At 64.1% G+C, this 17,750-nt stretch carries 15 protein-coding genes and 1 pseudogene; 9 read left to right on the top strand and 7 right to left on the bottom strand.

What is annotated here, in order from left to right; genetic code table 11:
• Window positions 1-257 precede the first annotated feature (257 nt).
• From NKI22_RS26360 to NKI22_RS26400, 9 genes are all read left to right on the top strand, one after another.
• Entirely contained in the window at window positions 258-1,085 is an 828-nt protein-coding gene (locus tag NKI22_RS26360; RefSeq protein ID WP_352589810.1) for an AraC family transcriptional regulator, read from the top strand.
• A gap of 107 nt (window positions 1,086-1,192) precedes the next feature.
• Window positions 1,193-1,645 (top strand): SRPBCC family protein, encoded by a 453-nt coding sequence (locus NKI22_RS26365; RefSeq protein ID WP_352481579.1) that lies wholly within the window; start codon window positions 1,193-1,195, stop codon window positions 1,643-1,645.
• Window positions 1,646-1,666: 21 nt separating this feature from the next.
• Entirely contained in the window at window positions 1,667-2,461 is a 795-nt protein-coding gene (locus tag NKI22_RS26370) for an FAD binding domain-containing protein (protein ID WP_352851192.1), read from the top strand.
• A 48-nt stretch (window positions 2,462-2,509) separates the two neighbouring features.
• On the top strand, window positions 2,510-2,992 hold the full coding sequence (locus tag NKI22_RS26375; protein ID WP_352851190.1) for a (2Fe-2S)-binding protein: 483 nt from the start codon (window positions 2,510-2,512) through the stop codon (window positions 2,990-2,992).
• Between the two features lie 14 nt (window positions 2,993-3,006).
• Window positions 3,007-4,374, top strand: a complete 1,368-nt coding sequence (locus NKI22_RS26380; protein ID WP_352851188.1) for a xanthine dehydrogenase family protein molybdopterin-binding subunit — start codon at window positions 3,007-3,009, stop codon at window positions 4,372-4,374.
• 1 nt (window position 4,375) lies between these two features.
• The gene (locus NKI22_RS26385; RefSeq protein ID WP_023721264.1) at window positions 4,376-5,380 is read left to right on the top strand and encodes a xanthine dehydrogenase family protein molybdopterin-binding subunit; all 1,005 of its coding nucleotides are present in this window, start codon (window positions 4,376-4,378) and stop codon (window positions 5,378-5,380) included.
• Between the two features lie 9 nt (window positions 5,381-5,389).
• Window positions 5,390-6,271, top strand: a complete 882-nt coding sequence (locus NKI22_RS26390; protein ID WP_352495771.1) for an AAA family ATPase — start codon at window positions 5,390-5,392, stop codon at window positions 6,269-6,271.
• Window positions 6,268-7,401: a vWA domain-containing protein gene (locus tag NKI22_RS26395; protein ID WP_502897720.1), complete on the top strand. Its 1,134-nt coding sequence runs from the start codon at window positions 6,268-6,270 to the stop codon at window positions 7,399-7,401. The genes NKI22_RS26390 and NKI22_RS26395 overlap by 4 nt, the downstream gene beginning before the upstream one ends.
• The gene (locus tag NKI22_RS26400) at window positions 7,401-8,288 is read left to right on the top strand and encodes an amidohydrolase family protein (RefSeq protein WP_352939422.1); all 888 of its coding nucleotides are present in this window, start codon (window positions 7,401-7,403) and stop codon (window positions 8,286-8,288) included. The genes NKI22_RS26395 and NKI22_RS26400 overlap by 1 nt, the downstream gene beginning before the upstream one ends.
• A gap of 211 nt (window positions 8,289-8,499) precedes the next feature.
• Here NKI22_RS26400 and NKI22_RS26405 read toward each other — a convergent pair whose 3' ends face one another.
• The 7 genes and pseudogenes from NKI22_RS26405 to NKI22_RS26435 all read right to left on the bottom strand — a co-directional run bounded on the left by NKI22_RS26405 (window position 8,500) and on the right by NKI22_RS26435 (window position 17,699).
• Window positions 8,500-8,907 carry a carboxymuconolactone decarboxylase family protein gene (locus NKI22_RS26405; RefSeq protein WP_352547006.1) on the bottom strand — a complete coding sequence of 136 codons (408 nt, stop codon included), beginning with the start codon at window positions 8,905-8,907 and terminating at the stop codon, window positions 8,500-8,502.
• 240 nt (window positions 8,908-9,147) lie between these two features.
• Window positions 9,148-10,644: a sugar ABC transporter ATP-binding protein gene (locus NKI22_RS26410; RefSeq protein ID WP_023721268.1), complete on the bottom strand. Its 1,497-nt coding sequence runs from the start codon at window positions 10,642-10,644 to the stop codon at window positions 9,148-9,150.
• A complete protein-coding gene (locus tag NKI22_RS26415; protein ID WP_352815676.1) occupies window positions 10,644-11,702 on the bottom strand; it encodes an SMP-30/gluconolactonase/LRE family protein in 1,059 nt (352 codons plus the stop codon). The genes NKI22_RS26410 and NKI22_RS26415 overlap by 1 nt, the downstream gene beginning before the upstream one ends.
• A complete protein-coding gene (locus NKI22_RS26420; RefSeq protein ID WP_023721270.1) occupies window positions 11,699-13,822 on the bottom strand; it encodes an ABC transporter permease in 2,124 nt (707 codons plus the stop codon). The genes NKI22_RS26415 and NKI22_RS26420 overlap by 4 nt, the downstream gene beginning before the upstream one ends.
• A gap of 83 nt (window positions 13,823-13,905) precedes the next feature.
• Window positions 13,906-14,931 (bottom strand): sugar ABC transporter substrate-binding protein, encoded by a 1,026-nt coding sequence (locus NKI22_RS26425; protein WP_023721271.1) that lies wholly within the window; start codon window positions 14,929-14,931, stop codon window positions 13,906-13,908.
• A 59-nt stretch (window positions 14,932-14,990) separates the two neighbouring features.
• A complete protein-coding gene (locus tag NKI22_RS26430) occupies window positions 14,991-15,977 on the bottom strand; it encodes an ABC transporter permease (protein ID WP_352815674.1) in 987 nt (328 codons plus the stop codon).
• A 278-nt stretch (window positions 15,978-16,255) separates the two neighbouring features.
• Window positions 16,256-17,699, bottom strand: a pseudogene (locus tag NKI22_RS26435) (DHA2 family efflux MFS transporter permease subunit).
• Window positions 17,700-17,750: the final 51 nt, after the last annotated feature.

The following is a 17,750-nucleotide window of genomic DNA, read 5'->3' on the forward strand; positions in this document are numbered from 1 at the left end:
TCAACTGGCCCGTCTGCTTCACTGCCATCGCGATTCCCTCAGACCGTCCACCTCAGAGAATCACAATCAGCGAATTACGCAACAGGCCCACAGGGGGAGAAGGGGACGCGCTCCTATCGCCGAGTCTGAAAATGCGCCGCTGCGGCGCATGGCCGGCGCCCGGACGTGCACATCCGTCTTGACGCAAGCCCGAACTGAGCCGCACAATCGCTCGCAGCAGGCGAAGGGAGGCCAGTCGCCTGCGGGAGGATATACCCATGACGGAAGCGATCAGGCTCTACTGGGGCCGGTTCGGACATGTTTCTGTCCTGAACGTCGCCAGCGACTTCGTCACCCATGCCCATGTCGAGGCGCATATCATCATCTGGCTGGAAGGCACGGCCGGCGAGATGACCATCGGCCGCGAGACGGTGCGGCTTGGACCGGGCACCGCCGCCGGCATCAATTCCTTCCAGCCGCACAGCCACGCTCTGTCCCGCGACGGCACGCCCGGCCTGTTCCTCGCCTTTTACATCGATCCGGACTGGGCTCGAAGGCGCCGCGAGCTGCCTTCCGCCGCGCCGCTGTTCTCCGCCCCGGCAATCACGCTCGAGCCTTGGCTGCACAAGGCAGCGGCTAACCTTCTCGACCATCTCAGCGACAATGAGAGCATCGACGACATCGCCAATTACGAAATCGAGCGCTTCATCGACAGCGTGCTCGATGCCGCCGACGCCTCCGCACCGCAGACGGTGCGCGCCCGCGTCAACACCATGCAGGATTTTCGCGTCCGCAAGGCGATCCAGCTGATGAAAGCCAATGTCTGCGAGCGCATCTGCTTCGACGACGTGGCGCGCAGCGTCGGCCTGTCGCGGCCGCATTTCTTCGCCCTGTTCAAGGAACAGACCAATCTGACGCCCAACGTCTATTGGAACACGCTGCGCATGGAGGAAGCGGTGCGGCAATTGCAGTGGTCGCAGGAGCCGCTGATCTCGGTCGCCTGCAATCTCGGCTTCACCACCCAGGGCAATTTCTCGCGCTTCTTCCGCGACCATGTCGGCGTTCCGCCGACGCTTTACCGCGAGGCGGCGCGGGCGATCAGCTGAGCGCCCGTTTTTCAGACTAATTGATAGGCGTTCAAGACGCATTGATAAGCGCCGCCGAGTCTGCCGCCCTACCCTCCCAAGCAGCTGATTTGCAAGGGAACGATCATATGGCGAAAGTCACCATCTCCAGCGTCATCGACGCGCCGGTCGAAAAGGTCTGGGCACGCATACGCGACTTCAACGGTCTGCCGACCTGGCATCCGCGCATGGTCGAAAGCCACATCGAGGACGGCAAGGACGCCGGCACGATCGGCTGCGTACGCAATTTCCAGCTCGCCAGCGGCGCCCGCCTCCGCGAAAAGCTGCTCGATTTCTCCGACGAGAATTTCCTCGTCAGCTACTCCATCCTGGAGACGCCGCAACCGCTTACCAACCACAAGGCGACGCTGCAGTTGCGGCGGGTGACCGACGGCGACCGCACCTATGCCGAATGGACCGCCAGCTTCGACGCCCCTCCCGAAGAAGCCGACAAGCTGGCCGAAGGCATGGGCGCCAACGTCTTCCAGGGCGGCTTCAACGCCCTGAAGGCCCATTTTGCCGGCAAGGTTGAACTGAATTGAGCTGACAACCAGGAGCGTTCCATGGCGCTTGCACTGCAGACTTTCCCGACGGTGAAGGACGCCGGCGCGGCGCTGAAGGCCGCCGGCACCCGCTATCTCGGTGGCGGCACACTGGTCGTGCGCGCCGCCAATGAAGGCGACGTGTCGATTTCCGGTTTCATCCGGTCGACCGAACCGGCGCTGTCGGTCATCCGCATTTCCGGTGGCGAGGTCCGCATCGGCGCTTCGGTGACCATGGCGGCGATCGCCCGTCACCCGGATCTCGCCCCGCTGGCCCACGCCGCGCGCGCCGTCGGCGGACCGGCGATCCGCAACATGGCGACAGTCGGCGGCAATCTCTTCGCGCCAACGCCTTACGGCGATTTCACCGTTGCACTGCTGGCTCTGGACGCAACCGTCAGCACCGGTGACGGCGAGCTGCCGATCGAAACCTTTCTCGCAAAGCGCGAGAGCAATGACGCCATCGTCACCGCGGTCGGCTTCACGCTTCCGAAGGAAGGCGGCTTTCGCTTCCTAAAAGTGTCGCGGGTCAAGCCAAAGGGCGTCGCGGTGCTGAGCATCGCCACCGTGCTGGAACAGGCACAGGACGGCACTGTCACGTCAGCGCGGATCGCGCTCGGCTGCATGGCCGACCGGCCGATCCGTGCCAGGGCGGCGGAGAAAGCCTTGATTGGCCGCAAACTCACCAGCGAGGGCATCGCGCCGGCACTGACCGCTGCCCGCGACGGCGCTTCGCCCCCAACCGATCCAATCGCCAGTGCCTGGTATCGCAACGAAGTCCTGCCGGTCCATCTCGGCCGGCTGCTGCTCGCCTGAAAGCCGATGGCGCATATGTCCGCCTGGCTGCGACGCAAGGAGTAAAAGATGGCAAAGGTCCCCGTTCAGTTCACGCTCAATGGCGCCGAAAAGGCCGAGTTCATCGACAGCGGCACGACGCTGCTTCACGCGCTGCGCGACAAGATCGGCGACACCTCGCCAAAAGGCGGCTGCCATCAAGGCACCTGCGGCGCCTGCACGGTCATCATCGATGGCGAGCTCAGGCTGTCCTGCCTGACGTTGGCCGAGACCTGCAACGGTGCGACCGTCACCACGACGTCGGGGCTTTCGGAAGGCGGCGTGCTGCATCCGCTGCAACGCGCTTTCCTCGATGCTTTCGCCACGCAATGCGGTTTCTGCACGCCGGGCATGATCATGGCCGCCAAGGTGCTGCTCGACCACACGCCGAACCCCAGCCGCGAGGACGTGGTCGAGGCGCTGTCGGGCAATATCTGCCGCTGCACCGGCTACGAGCCGATCATCCAGGCGGTGCTGACCGCCGCGCGCTCCAATTCGCAGAACGCGGCTTGAGAGGAGTTAAGAAAATGGAACTCCGCAAGAGCTATTTCGCCGATCAGCGCAAGGACGATCTGCACGAGATCGGCCAGCCGCGACCGCGTTCGGATTCACCCGGCCATGTCACTGGCAAGACCGCCTATTTCGCCGACCGCAATTTTCCCGGCATGCTGCACCTGAAGATGGTGCGCAGCCCGCACCATCACGCCCGCATACGCAGCATCGATACGTCCGAGGCGGAAAAGCATCCGGGTGTCGTCAAGGTGCTGACCGCCAAGGATGTGCCGCACAATGTCTACACCATCCTGATCCTGATCCAGATCGGGCCGGAGGACGAGACGGTGCTGGCTGACGGCAAGGTGCGCTGGAAGGGCGAGGCGGTGGTGGCGGTGCTGGCCGAGACCGAGCGCGCCGCGCAGGAAGCCGCCGCCAAGGTCAAGGTCGACTACGAGGTGCTGCCGGCCGTCTTCGACATGGAGGAAGCGCTGAAGCCCGACGCGCCGATCGTCAACGAGTATCACGGCCGGAACTATTACCTCTACGACAGCGGCGAATGCCGCAAGGTGCGCTTTGGCGATGTCGAGGCAGGCTTTGCCACAGCCGACCACGTGCTCGAACAGACCTATCAGTCCTCGCCGATCGAGCATGCGCCGACCGAGACGACCGGCTGCATCGTCGCACCGGAGAGCAACGACCGCTTCACCTGCTACACCAACACGCAGGCGATGTTCTTCACGCTCGACAACGCCTCGATCATCCTGCAGATGCCCGGCAACAAGCTGCATTTCGTCGGCGGCACCGTCGGCGGCGGTTTTGGCGGCAAGGTCGACGTCATCGTCGAGCCGATCGCCATCCTCGGCGCCAAACTAACCGGACGACCGGTTTGTTTTGTCTATAGCCGCGAGGAGGAGATGCAGATTTCCTCGCCGCGCGCCGCCGAGAAGGTCGTCATCAAGGACGGCGTCATGAACGACGGCCGCATCGTGGCGCGGAAAGTGACCGGCTACACCGATGCCGGCGCCTATTCGCGCCATTCGCCCTACGGCGCGCAGAAGGGCGCCGGGCATTATCCTGGCCCGTATACGATCCCGAATGTCTGGATCGACACCTACTGCGTCTACACCAACCGTACCCCGTCCTCGGCGATGCGCGGTTTCGGCGTCACCATCGGCGACTTCGCGCTGGAGGTGCAGATGGACAAGCTCGCCCGGCTGATCGGCATGGACCCTCTCGAATTCCGCTTCATCAACGCCTACCGCGACGGCGACATGAAGGCACACCGGCAGCCGACGGAGGGGGCGGCGCTGATCGAGTGCATGCAGGAAGCCTCGCGCGCCGCCAACTGGCCAGTGGCGGAGAAGTTCATGACGATGTCGTCTTACGCGAAGGGAGCTTGAGATGGCGATCAGGCGCGGACGCGGCGTCGCCGCGATCAATTATCCGACCGGCATGAATCTCGGCGGCGACCCGACGCAGGCGCTGGTGCATTCGACGCCCACCGGCAATTTCATGGTCACGCTCTCCAGCGTCGACCTGGGCCAGGGCATGAAGCAGATCATGGCACAGATCTGCGCCGAGACGATCGGCGTACCGACCGACCGCGTCGTCGTCGACACCGCCGACACCGACACCGGCCCGCACTGCATGGGCACCTTCGCCTCGCGCGGCACGCATCGGGCCGGCAATGCGGTCATCCAGGCCGCCAGGGAAGCCCGCCAGGTGATGCTGGAAGTGGCGGCCGAGGAACTTGAGGTAAACGCCTCGGACCTCGAGACCGATGGCGAGGGCAACATCCTGGTCAAGGGCGCGCCGCAAAGATCGATCTCGATCTTCGATGTCGCGCTGTCGGCGCATTTCAAGCGCGGCCGTTCGATTTCCGGCCGCGGCATGTTTTTGATCCCCCGCTCCTATCCGGAGAAAGAGACCGGAGCGATGAAGCCGTCTACCTGCTACGCCCATGCCTGCACGGTGGCGGAGGTCGAGGTCGACGACGAGACCGGCGAGGTCACCGTGCTGACGGTAAAGAACGTGTTTGAGATCGGCCGCGCGCTGAACCCGAAAATGGTCGAGCAGCAACTCGTCGGCGGCTCATGGATGGGCATCAGCCATGCGCTCTACGAAACGACCGAGCCCTATTATCCCAACCGCGACCATGGCGGCACCGACTTCAACCAATATCTGATGCCGGGTCCTGGCGATCTCGCGCAAACCGAGATCATCGTGCTGGAACGGCCCTCGGCCGACGGGCCGTATGGCGCCAAGGGGCCGGGCGAAATGTGCGCCAACCCGCAGATCCCGGCGGTTGCCAATGCCGTCTTCGACGCTGTCGGTGTGCGCATCGATACGCTGCCGATCACGCCGGAGCGCATCCTGCGGGCGCTGAAGGCGCAAGCCCCGAACTGAGTGCTGAAAATGCCCAAGAGAAGCGCTGAGACAGTCGCGACCTCGCCTGAGGCGGTGGCGTCGCGCCTCGCCGCCTCGCGCTATCTCGCCGATGAAAGCCTGGCCACCGCCATCTTCCTGGCGATCAGGCTGGGAAAGCCGCTGCTGCTCGAAGGCGCACCCGGCGTCGGCAAGACGGAAGCTGCGAAGGCGATTGCCGAGGTGCTCGGGCGCGACCTGGTGCGGCTGCAATGCTACGAGGGCATCGACGCCGCACATGCGCTCTACGAATGGAATTACCAGCGCCAGTTGCTCGCCATCCGCCATGCCGGTGAGCACGAGGTCGACATCTACGACGACCGCTTTCTCATCGCGCGGCCGCTGCTGCAGGTGCTGAAAGCGCCGGAAAAGCGCGTGCTGCTGGTCGACGAAATCGACCGTTCCGACCATGAATTCGAAGCGCTGCTGCTGGAGTTCCTGTCCGATTTCCAGATCAGCATTCCCGAGCGCGGCACCATTCGCGCGACTGCGCAGCCGATCGTCATCCTGACCTCGAACCGCACCCGTGAGCTTGCCGAAGCGCTGCGGCGGCGCTGCGTCTACCACTGGATCACCTATCCCGACGCCGGGCGCGAAGCCGAGATCATCATGCTGCGCGCCGGCGACGTCGCCGAGGCCACGGCGCGCGCCGTGGCTGCCGCAGTGCGCGACATTCGCGCCCGCCCGCTGGCGAAGCCGCCCGGCATCGCCGAAGCGGTCGAATGGGCGAACGCCGCGACGATCCTCGAAAAAGGCGGCAGTCCGTGGCCGGAAGCGTTTCGCCGCGCCATTGGCGTGCTGATCAAGGACGAGGAGGACCTTTCCTGCATCGCGCCCGAGCTCGGCAAGATTGTCGAGGAGGCGCTGGCGTGAGCCCCGCGGCTCTGCCTCGAGGGGCGACGCCCTTACTCGGCTTCGGCCGGCTGCTGCGCCGCTATGGCTTTTCAGTGGCGCCCGAGCAGGTCTCCGGCTTCATGCAAGCGGTGACGCTGCTTGGGCCGCGCTCGATGGCCGACATCCGCGAAGCGGCGCTCGCCACGCTGGCGCCGCCGCCCGACCGCCGCGACGAATTCGAGGCGCATTTTCGGAGCCATTTCTATGGCAGCACCGCGGCAGTGGTCGGAGGCGAGGCCGACGAGGAAACCCGCATCAAGGATGACGGCGAAACCAGCGAACAAGAAATCGAGGTGGTCCGCCAGGAGCAAGGCGGCGAACTGTCTTCGGCCAGCGAACAGTTGAGCGTCCGCGAATTCAGCCGCGATAGCGACGGGCTTGCCGCCTTCCGCCGCAAGCTCGCCACCGCTTTGCCCGCCCGCCGCTCCTTCCGCACGGTGCGCACGCATGCGCGCGGCAAGCTCGACCTGCGCCGCTCGCTGCGCGAAATCGTCAGTGCCGACGGCGATATCCCCTCGCCGCTGCTGCGCCGGCGGCAGACAGTGCCACGCAAGCTACTCATCCTGATCGACGTGTCGGGCTCGATGAAGCTCTACACCTCAGACTATCTCAAGCTGGCGCATGCGGCCGTGCAAGGCGCCGACCGGGCGGAGGTCTTCACTTTCGGCACACGACTGACCCGTATCACCTCGGCGCTGCGCATTCGCGACCGCGACCAGGCGCTGGCCCGCGCCGCTGCCCAGGTCGACGACTGGGACGGCGGCACCCGCATGGGACCGACACTGCTTGCCTTCCTCTCGGTGCCGCGTTTTTCGGCCTTTGCGCGCGGGGCGGCGATCGTCATCCTGTCGGATGCGCTGGAGCGCGGCGATCATGCCGAGCTGGAGACGGCGATGCGCCGGCTGAGCGCCCGCGCCTTTCGGCTTTCGCTGGCGACGCCGTTGGCCGGCGATCCACGCTTTCGGCCGGCGACGGCAGCGCTTCGCGCCATCCTGCCGGTGCTCGACGATCTCGTCGACGGTTCGTCGATCGCCGGCCTCACCGATTTCATCCTGTCGCTCGCCCGCCCCGCTCCGGCGGCCGCGGCAATCTGGAAGAGGGTTTCATGATGCAGAAGGCGATCGACGCGCATTTCCACATCTGGCGCCAAAAGGACCAGCCATGGCTGGTCGGGCCGATGGTGCCGCGCATCTTCGGTCCATATGAGCCGATCCGCCGCGACTATCCGATCGAGGAATTCCTCGCCGACCAGCAAGGTTCGGGTGTCGAGAAGGCGGTCTATGTGCAGACCAACTGGGCGAAGGAGGATTTCGAAAAAGAGGTCGCCTTCCTGCAGAAGACCGCGGAAGAAACCGGCTGGCCGCACGCCATCGTCGGCTATGCCGACATGACCGTGGACGATGTGCGCCCTCAGATCGACCGGCTGAAAAAATATCCGCTGCTACGCGGCGTGCGCATGCAACTGCACTGGCACGAAATGCCGGCCTTCCGCTTTGCTGCCTCGGCCGATCAGGTCATCGACCCGAAGGTGCGGGCCAATGTGGCGCGTCTGAAGGACTACGGCTTGTCCTTCGACCTGCAGCTTTTCCCCGCCCAGATGAGAGACGGGTTGACGCTGGTCGGCGACAACCCCGAGACGAATTTCATCCTCACCCACGCCGGCATGCTGACCGACATGGAGCCAGAGACCACCGAGGCCTGGAAAGCCGGCCTGCGCACGCTGTCAGCGGCCCCCAACCTCTATGCAAAACTGTCCGGCCTCGGCACCTTCGTCCACCGCAACGACCCGGCGCTGATCAGCTATATCGTCGACAATGCCATCGACATCCTCGGCAGCGACCATTTGATGTTCGGCTCGAACTTCCCGATCGAGAAACTGTGGACCAGCCACGCCGAGCTGATCAAGGCGCACCGGGAAGCGGTGGGCAAGCACGGCGCGGCCGCCGAGGCCGATATCTTCTGGAACACGGCGGAGCGGGTTTATCGGCCGGTGTAGCGCGCATTCCCTTCTCCCCTTGTTGTGGAGAAAGTGGATCGGCGCGCAGCGCCGAGACGGATGAGGGGTGTTGGAAGGAACGCGGCGGTGGAAATACAGGCAATTTGAAGCACTTACGTCTTCAAGCTAGCAATCCTTCCGGCACCCCTCATCCGAGCGAGCTTCGCTCGGCCACCTTTTCCCACAAGGGGAGAAGGGAAGGCGCCACGCCTCACCGCACCTCGAACTGCGGATCGACCGGGATCTGCATCGCAGTGACCATCTGGTTGGTCTGCCCCGCCAGTCCGATGATCGACACCAGCTCGCCATGTTGCGCTTCGGTCATGCCCTTGGCGCGGGCTGCCGCCGTGTGCGAGTGGACGCAGTAGGAGCAGCCATTGGCGGTCGAGACGGCGATGTAGATCATCTCCTTGGTCAGCGGGTCGATGACGCTGTCCGCGACCATCACCGCCTTGAGCTGTTCCCACACCCGCTTCAGCGAGACCGGATCATTGGCCAGCCCGCGCCAGAAATTATTGACGAAATCGGATTTGCGCGTCGCGCGGATGTCGTCGAACACGGCCTTCACAGCGGGAATCGCCTCGACCTCGGCATCGGTCAGAAGTCTTGTGGTGGCCATGGGCAGGCTCCTTTCGGTTTGAATCGATGAGAGAGGTCGTTGAATCGGCTTGGTAGCGAATGCGGCTAACTTGCTCTGGTGATTCACGTTTTGCAGGCCGGCCCAGAACCCTGGAAATGCAGAGGCCCTCACCGTCGTCATCCTGGGGTCTGCGCCGCGTCGCTGCGCTCCTTGCTTCGCCCCTCGATGACGAATGGACTGGTGACTCCGCCAATTGTCGAAGTACGCATCGCCTGGAACCTAATGAACCGCCGCATACATGATCTTCTCCTCCGTCGCCTCGGCCGGCGAGAACTCCTCGACGATGCGGCCTTGCCGGCAGACCAGGATGCGGTCGGACAGGTTCATGATCTCCGGCAGGTAGGACGAGATGACGACGACGGCCAGGCCCTCATCGGCCAGCCGGTTGATGATCTGGTGGATTTCGGCGATCGCACCGACATCGACGCCGCGCGTCGGCTCGTCGAAGATGACGATGCGCGGCTTCTGCACCAGCCCCTTGCCGATCACCACCTTCTGCTGGTTGCCGCCCGAGAGCTCGACCACCCGCGCATTGTCGTTGATCGCCTTGACGTTCAGCGTCTTGGTCCATTCGGCCGACAGCGCCCGCATCTCCTGCGCATTGATCACCCAGCCCTTTTCCCGCCCGGCCGCCAAAAAGCCGCCGAACAGGTTCTCGGCAACGTCCATGGTCTCGAAAATCCCCTCGCTCTTGCGGTCTTCGGTGACATAGACGATGCCGTCCGCCACCGCCTCGCTCGGAACGAGATAGCGCACCGGCCGGTCGTCCAGCTCGATGGTGCCGCCGCGCAGGAAGTCGCGCTTGTAGATGCCGGAAACGATCTTGAACGTCTCGGTGCGACCCGAGCCGATCAGCCCGAACACCCCGGTGATCTGGCCCTCGAAGATCGAGAAGGAATTGTTGCGCACGACATTGCTCATCGAGATGTCCTGCACCGACAGCACCTTCTTGCCGGCCTTGCGCAGCTTGGCCTCGTCGCGCTGGCTATAGAGCTGCCCCGACAGCGTGCGCCCGACCATGGCGGCGACGATCCTGTCGCGATCGAAGGCGGCTGTGTCGTCGGTGATCACCAGTTCGCCGTCGCGCAGAATGGTGATGCGGTCGGCGACATCAAGCGCCTCTTCGAGCGCATGGCTGATGAAGACGATCGACACACCCCTTGCCTTGAGCCGGCGGATCAGCGCGAAGAAGTGCCGCTTCTCCTCCGGCGTCAGCGTCGCCGTCGGCTCGTCGAAGATGATGATCTCGGCATTGTGGTGGACGGCGCGCGCGATCTCGACCATCTGCCGTTTGGCCGCGCCCAGCGTCGCCACCATGGCGTTCGGGTCGACGGGAAAGTTCAACGACTGCAGGAATTGCTGCGCTGAAATGTAGGTGCCGCGCAGCCGGTTGAGAAAGCTTTCCGTGCCGAGATAAAGGTTCTGCGCCACCGTCATCGACGGCACCAGGCTGGTCTCCTGGAACACCATGGCGATACCGGCTTGAAGGGCCGCATGCGGCGAGGCGTAGGCGATCTCCTGCCCGTTGTGGAACATCTTTCCCGAGGTCGCGTCGACGACGCCGGCGATGATCTTGGTCAGCGTCGATTTTCCCGCGCCATTCTCGCCGAGCAGCGCGTGGATCTCGCCCTTGCGCAGCTCGAAGCTGACATTCTTCACCGCGGGCACGCCGCGATAGGTCTTGGTCACGTTCTCCAGGCGGACGATCGGTTCCATCAGCGATGTCCTCCTGGACCCAAGTCGATGGCCAGCAGGCAATCGCCGCCTTTCGAGGCAATGAACAGGCGACCGTCTTTCTCCGCCACGCTGCAGATGCCGTGGCGCGTGCCGTTGGCGCGGCTGTGCAGGCTGAATTGCGGCCGCATCTCCCGGTCGAGCCTGACCACCAGGCCGTAGGAGCGGCTCGGCGACCATGGCTTGTGAATGCCCATGGTGCGAATGCCGCCGCATTGCAGCGGCTCGAGGAAGCTGCGGTTGGAGGCAAGTGCCGGCGCGATCCAGTGCTGCGGCGGCACTTGCGCCAGCATGTCGTTTCGATAGTGCGTTTCCTGCAGCACGAATTCGATCAGCCGGTTGCGGGGCGCAAACAGCGCCAGCCAGGCACCGCCACCGGCGGCAGGCGACAGGCGCGAGGGATAGCCAGGCAGATGCGCCAGCACCGTCGAGCGGCTGCCTGTCGCGCTATCGAAGCGGACGAGTTGGTGCCGCCAGCTCTCGCTGACCAACACATCCTTGCCGGTTGGATACAGCCCATAGGGAAAGGCGATGTCACCGGCGAGCTTGCGGAATTCGCTGCCTGCCGGATCGCGCTTCCACAGCGAACCGGAAGCGCCCTTCTTCATCAGATCCGCGGCCCATTGCGACGGCGCGTGGTGGGCCGAGCCATTGGCCAGCCAAAGCGTGCCATCTTCTGCGTAGGCGAGCGCTGTGATGCAGCGGATCTCGGCCGGCAGGGAAGCGTCCTTGCCTGCGATCAACAGCCTGCCGCTTTCGAGCCCGACCGTCAGTTCGCCGGCGGGCGAGCGCGCGAGCGCGATGACCGGGGACGGAAATGTCTCGACTATCGTCGGCGCGGCACCGGCGGTGACCGCGTAGACGGCATTGGCACTGGAAACCAGCAGCCGGCCGTCGGCGACCAGCAGATTATCGGGCTCGGGCAGTTCGGCGAAGGCCGCAACATCGTCCAGCAGCGTATTCGGCCTGAAGGCGCCATCGAGCGGCGGGATGGTCACCGCCTTGCCGCGAAAGATGTCGAGGATCGGGTCCAGCATCATGGCTTCGCTCCCCAATAGGAAGCGGGGCTGGTCCAGTTCGGGTCGGCACCGGCAATCCGGTAGCGGCCGATCCGATTGTTGAGGATGCCGCCGACGAACAGATAGCCTTTGTGCTCGCGCATCGAGGTGACCATCGGATGCGCGGCGCCCGACAGGTCGCCCATCGCTTCGACGATGCCGCCCTTCTCGTTGAATTTGACCACACCGCCGGTGTTGATGTTGGGGAACAGCCATTCGTCCTGCGGCAGCCGGCGCGTCATGCGCTTGCGCATGTCGGGATGGCGCAGCGACAGGTCGAAGCTCGGCGTGCGCATGCCGAGCCAGGCCATCCAGTAGTTGCCGTCGGAGGCGCGGTTGATGTTGTCGGGGTAGCCCGGCATGTCGCGGATGACGCATTCGGCGGTGCCTGCTTTCGGCCCTTCCAGCCAGTAGCGGTGCACGCGGCAGGCCCAGCTTTCGGCAAAGAACAGCGACTTGCCGTCATGCGCCATGCACACGCCGTTGGTGTAGCGGTAGCCGTCGAGCAATGTCTTCGTCGAAGCGTCCTTCGGGTCATAGACGAGCAGCCGCCCAGTGGCGCGGTTCTCGATCGAGTCCAGCGCCCAGTCGTGCGCGTCATAGCGCTTGGTGGAATCGGTGAAGTAGATGCGGCCGTCCGGCGCGATGTCGCAATCATTGGGATCGCGCAGCCGCGCATCGTCGACGATCGAAGTCCAGGAGCGCGACGTTTCCGCCGAAAGCCGCTTCACCTCCCGCTCCGGCGAGACCGAATAAAGGCCCATGGCGCCGACGCAGCTGATCAGATTGCCTGTTTTGTCGAAGGCCAGGCCGAGCGGAAAGCCGCCAATATGGGCAAAGACCTCCGAGTGTTTGTAGTCCGGCGCAAAGAAACGGACGATCTCGCCATGCCTGGTGCCGCAATAGAGATGGTCGTCGCGGTCGAGGATGACGTCTTCCGGCCCTTCCAACTCGCCGAGCCCGATATGGTCAGCCTCCGACAGCCGGTTGTCGAGCTCGTAAGGGGTGCCGGAGCCCGGTGCCGCCGACTGCGTTGCCCCCATCTTCAAATAGACCGGTGCCACATAGACCTCGTCCAGCACCTTGTGGCGGTTCTTTAGCCAGCGAATGTCGATGGTGACGGCAACTGCCAGCATGATGCCCAGCACCATCTGGTTGGTGCCGGTGCCATAGCCCAGCCGGATCAGCCCGTTGGTCATCGTCAGCACGATGATCGCGCCCATCAGCCCCTTGATCACCGAGCCGCGGCCGCCGCCCAGGCTGACGCCGCCGACGACCGCTGCCGTCAAAGCCATGACCTCGAGATTGAGGCCTGTGCCCGGCCCTGCCCCGCTCAGCCGGCAGGCGATGAGGAAGCCGCCGAGCGAAGCGCAGAAGCCGGAGAACACATAGGTCATGAACACGGTGCGGCGCACGCGGATGCCGGCATTGTGGGCCGATCGCCGCGACCCGCCCACCGCCTGCACATGCCAGCCGGGCCGCGAGCGCGTCAGCGCGACATGGGTAATGATCGCCAGGATAATCGCTGCCCACACCGCAACCGAAAGGCCCCAGAAGGTGTCGTCGCCAATGAAGTCCAGCACATCCGATGTGGCATCGGAAAGCTGGACGTCGGCGGCATAGGTGGTGACCAGTATGTCGAACAGCGCCCGCCCGAAAATGAAGGTGACCAGTGTCGTCAGGAAAGCGCGCAGCCTGAAATAGCCGATCAGATAGCCATTGATCGCGCCGAACAGCAGCCCGGTGGCGATCGAGGCGGCCAGCGCCAGCCATACCGATTGTTCGAGGATGAAAAAGACGAACACGGCGGAAAAGCAGGACAGCGCGAAGATCGAGCCGACCGAAAGGTCGATGCCGCCGCCGAGCATGACCACCGTCATGCCGGTGACGACCAGCGAAAATTCGCCGAGCTGGCGGGTCGATTCCTGCAGCGACATCGGCTTGAAGAAGCCGGGAATGATCGAACCGAACACGCTGAGCGTCGCCACCAGCGCCAGGAACGGAATGGCGTTATCAGTCCAGCGTTTGCTTAGGATCTCGCCGACAAGGTGGTCGGGCACGAGATTGTAGCGCCAGGATTGAAGGCGTTCGCGAAAGGACATCGGTTGCTGCTGCCACTCAAGAGAGAAAGAGGCGGCCGAACAAGGTCCGGCCACCTCGTCGATGCTTGCAACGGACCCGCGGTTTACTTGGCCGCAGCTTGGGCTTGCAGTGCTTTCAAGTCCCAGCAGCTGTCTGGCTTGAGGTCGGCCTTGGTCGTCGCCTTCTCCAGCGTGTAGATGTAGGTGTGCGAGGTGCCGGCTGGCTGGCCACTCTGCAGCAGGAACTTGATGACGGCGTTCATGTCGCCCGACTGGCGGGCAAGGTCGGTCATCACCACCGCGCCATAGGTGCCGTCCTGCAGCTTGTCGCAGTCGGCAGTCTTTTCGCCGCCGCCGGTGGTGACCAGAAAGACTTTGCCCTCGAGCTTGGCATCGCGGATCGCAGCAGATGCGCCCGTCGCGTCGCCGTCCCAGAAATCGATGATGGCGCAGATGTCGGGGTTCTGCTGCAGCATCGTCGTCGTCACGTTGCGCGAGGTCGTCGCATCCCAGTTCGAGTCAGGCTTGGCCACGACCTTGAAGTCGGGGTTCTTATCCAGCACCTTCATGATGCCGGCATACTGGTAGAGGCTCGACGAGTTGGCCTGGTCGCCCTGCACCAGCCCGATCTTCTTGGAGGAGTTCGGCCCACAACCCTTTATCGCCGCTTCAGCTTCGAGTTGCCCGAGCCGATCCCAGTCGCTGCCGACAAAGGCATCGGCCGGGAAGTTCGCCGGATTGTCGACCAGCAGGACATAGGTGCCGGCGGCCTGCGCCTTCTTCATCAGCTTGGCATAGGAGTTGAGGTCCGGCGAATGGATGATCAGCACGTCCGGCCTGGTGTCAGACGAAATAGCGTCGGTTATCGCCTGCGCGCCGGCATCGACCACCCAGTTCGGGTCACGCGTCTCGAACACGCCGCCCCAGGCCTCGACCTCGGTCTTCAGGTAATGCGCCCAGCCCTGTGCCAGATCGAAGCCCATCGCCATCGGCACCAGCATCACACGCTTGCCCTTGAGCGCTTGCGAATAGGCGCCCGGACCCGGATCTTCGGCGGCAAAGCTTGGCGCCACGAATGCGGAGACGGCAAGCGCTGCCGCGGCGGCCATAAATGTCCTGATGATTTTCATGTCACATCCTCTGGTTTGGTTATTGTCGTTCGCGGTCGGCCCCAACCGTACGCGTCAGTCTAGATGTCGCCTTGCTGCGCGGTCTGCTCGTCGCGCGGATTGATGAACCCATCGACGATGATCGCCGCCAGCAGGATCGCGGCCTTGATCAGGTTCTGATAGAGCAGCGGAATGTCGATGATGGTCATCGCGTTGAGCAGGATGCCGATCAGCGCGGCACCCACCAGCACGTTGCGCACCCCGCCCCGCCCGCCCGACAGACCGATGCCGCCGATCACCGCCACCAGCACGATGTCGTAGAGCAGCGTGGAATTGACGATGCGGGTGTTGATCGAATGCAGGCTGGCGGCGGTGAGCAAGCCGGCAATCAGCGAGACCAAGGCCGACAACACGTAGCGCAGCACCAGCATCGGGCGCACTGGAATGCCGATAGTGCGCGCCGCAACCGGGTTGTCGCCGGCGAAATAGACGTAGCGGCCCCATTTGGTGTAGCGCAGGAACAGGAAAAAGGCGAAAGCCAGCCCGGCGAAGACAAAAACCTCGACCGGGATGTCGAGGAACCGAAGCCCGCCCAGAAGCTCGACCCAATGGCCGGGCGGCACCGGCACGGCGTCCTGTGTGATCAATTGTGAGCGCACATAGCCGAAGACGAAGGACGCGGTCGCCAGCGTCACGAAGATCGCCGGAACCTCGGCGTAGGCGACCAAAATGCCGTTCAAAAGCCCGATGGCGAGAACGCCGGCGAGCACATAGGCGAAGGCCAGCCCGTCGGACATTCCCGAACTCAGCAATTGCAGATACCAAGCGACCGACATCGCCATGATCGCCACCGCCGACAGATCGATGCCCCTGCCGATAATGACGACCGCCATGCCGAGCGCCAATATGCCCAGCACCGAGACCGAGCGCACGATGGCAACAAGATTGTTCGAGTTGATAAAACCAGGCAGTCCGATGGCGGCGGCAATGAACAGCACGACCGCGATGGCAAAGACAATGCCCTCCTGGTTCAGGCTTCTCCAGTTTAGCCAGCCGGTCGCGTTCATTGCCCGCTTTCACCCGCGATGGCTACGCCCTGCTCCCTCTGCGGCCATCGAACGAAAGCTAATCGGCTCAAGACCAATCCGTCAAATGAATCCGCGCATTGCAGGCCGGCTTGCGAGGAAATTCCGCGGTTGGACGCACCGATTGCGAGGCTGGCGCAATGCCTGGAACTCAAGCACTTTTGCAATTGATCGTGCCGATCGAAGCGCTGGCAAAGGTTTGCTCCCGGACGAGCGGAGCAGGCAGAATTTATGTCCGCGCTCGCCGCGCAGCTTCTGCGTCAAATCCGCAAAACATGGCCCGAGACCTCGGCGCCGGCGGCCTTCGGCAACGCCAGAAAGCGGAACGAGGCGACGAGCCCGATTGCGCCGATCGCCAGGAAGGCAAGTCGGAAGTCGACGAGATCGAGCGCCGCAGCGCCCCTGGCGATCTGCGACAGGTTGAGCAGCGCCGCCGCGACCGCCACGCCGAACAGCATCGCCACCTGCTGCAGCATGCTGGACAACGTCGCCGCCGAGCTACGCTGCGGTGAGGCCACATCGGCGAAGGCCAGTGTGTTGAGCGCGGTGAACTGCATCGAACGCGACAGTCCGGCGATCAGCATCAGCACCACCACCAACGCTTTCGGCGTCTGCGGCGTAAGCGCCGCGCAGGCCATGATCGACAAAGAGGCGATCACTCCGTTGACGATCAGCACCGAACGGAAGCCGAACCGCCTCAGCGTCGGCGTCGTCACCGCCTTCATACCGAGATTGCCGAGGAAATAGGCCAGGACCATCATGCCAGCATCGACCGGGCTCAGGCCGAAGCCAACCTGGAACCAAAGCGGCAGCAGGAACGGCGTGGCGTTGATGGCGATGCGGAAAATCGTGCCGGCCGACAGCGTCGAGATGGCAAAGGTCTGCACCTTGAAAGCTGTGAGATCGAGCAGCGGATGGTTGGCGCGTCGCAGATGCCGCACCGCCAGCCAGCCGACCAAAATGCCCGTGGCGAGCAGTGCCACGGTCGGCAAGGCACCCTCTTCCGGATGCGCGATGCGCTCGAGGCCATAGAGCATCGCGGCGAGCCCCACCGAGGTCAGCAGGAAGCCCGGCCAGTCGAGCGGCTTGGCCCCGGCTTCGCGGTCGCCGGGAATGAAGCGGGCGACCAGCGCCAAACCGACGACCCCAAGGGGAATGTTGATGAAGAAATTCCAGTGCCAGGAGACATAGGTGGTGATGAAGCCGCCAAGCACCGGCCCGACCACCGGCGCAAACAGCGCCGGCCAGGTGATCAGCGCCGTAGCATTGAGAATGCTCGGACTTCGGCGCATTGCGCAGCACCAGGATGCGGCCGACCGGCGTCATCAGCGCGCTGCCCACGCCCTGCACCGCGCGCGCGGCAACGAATTCGGCCAGGTTCTGCGAAATGCCGCAGGCGAGCGAGGCCAGCGTGAACAGGGCGATCGCCACGAGGAAGATGTTGCGCGCGCCGAACCGGTCCGCGAGCCAGCCGGACAGCGGCACGAACACCGCCATGGTCAGCATATAAACGGTGATGCCGATGCTCATCGCCACCGCCGGCACGCCGAAGGATTCTCCCATCTGCGGCAGCGATGTCGAGATGATGGTCGAATCCAGAAGCTGCATGAAGAAGGCGACGGCGACGATCAGCGCCACCCGCCGGGCTTGCCGCGCCGCCGGCGCGGTTTCGGGTAAGGCTTTGTTTTCGGGAATGGCGGTCATGCGCAGAACTGTCCGAAGGGGAATCTTCTCCCGCCTCATCGGCAACCGCAC

Source organism: Mesorhizobium sp. M0778 (genome assembly GCF_040320105.1).
Classification (GTDB): domain Bacteria; phylum Pseudomonadota; class Alphaproteobacteria; order Rhizobiales; family Rhizobiaceae; genus Mesorhizobium.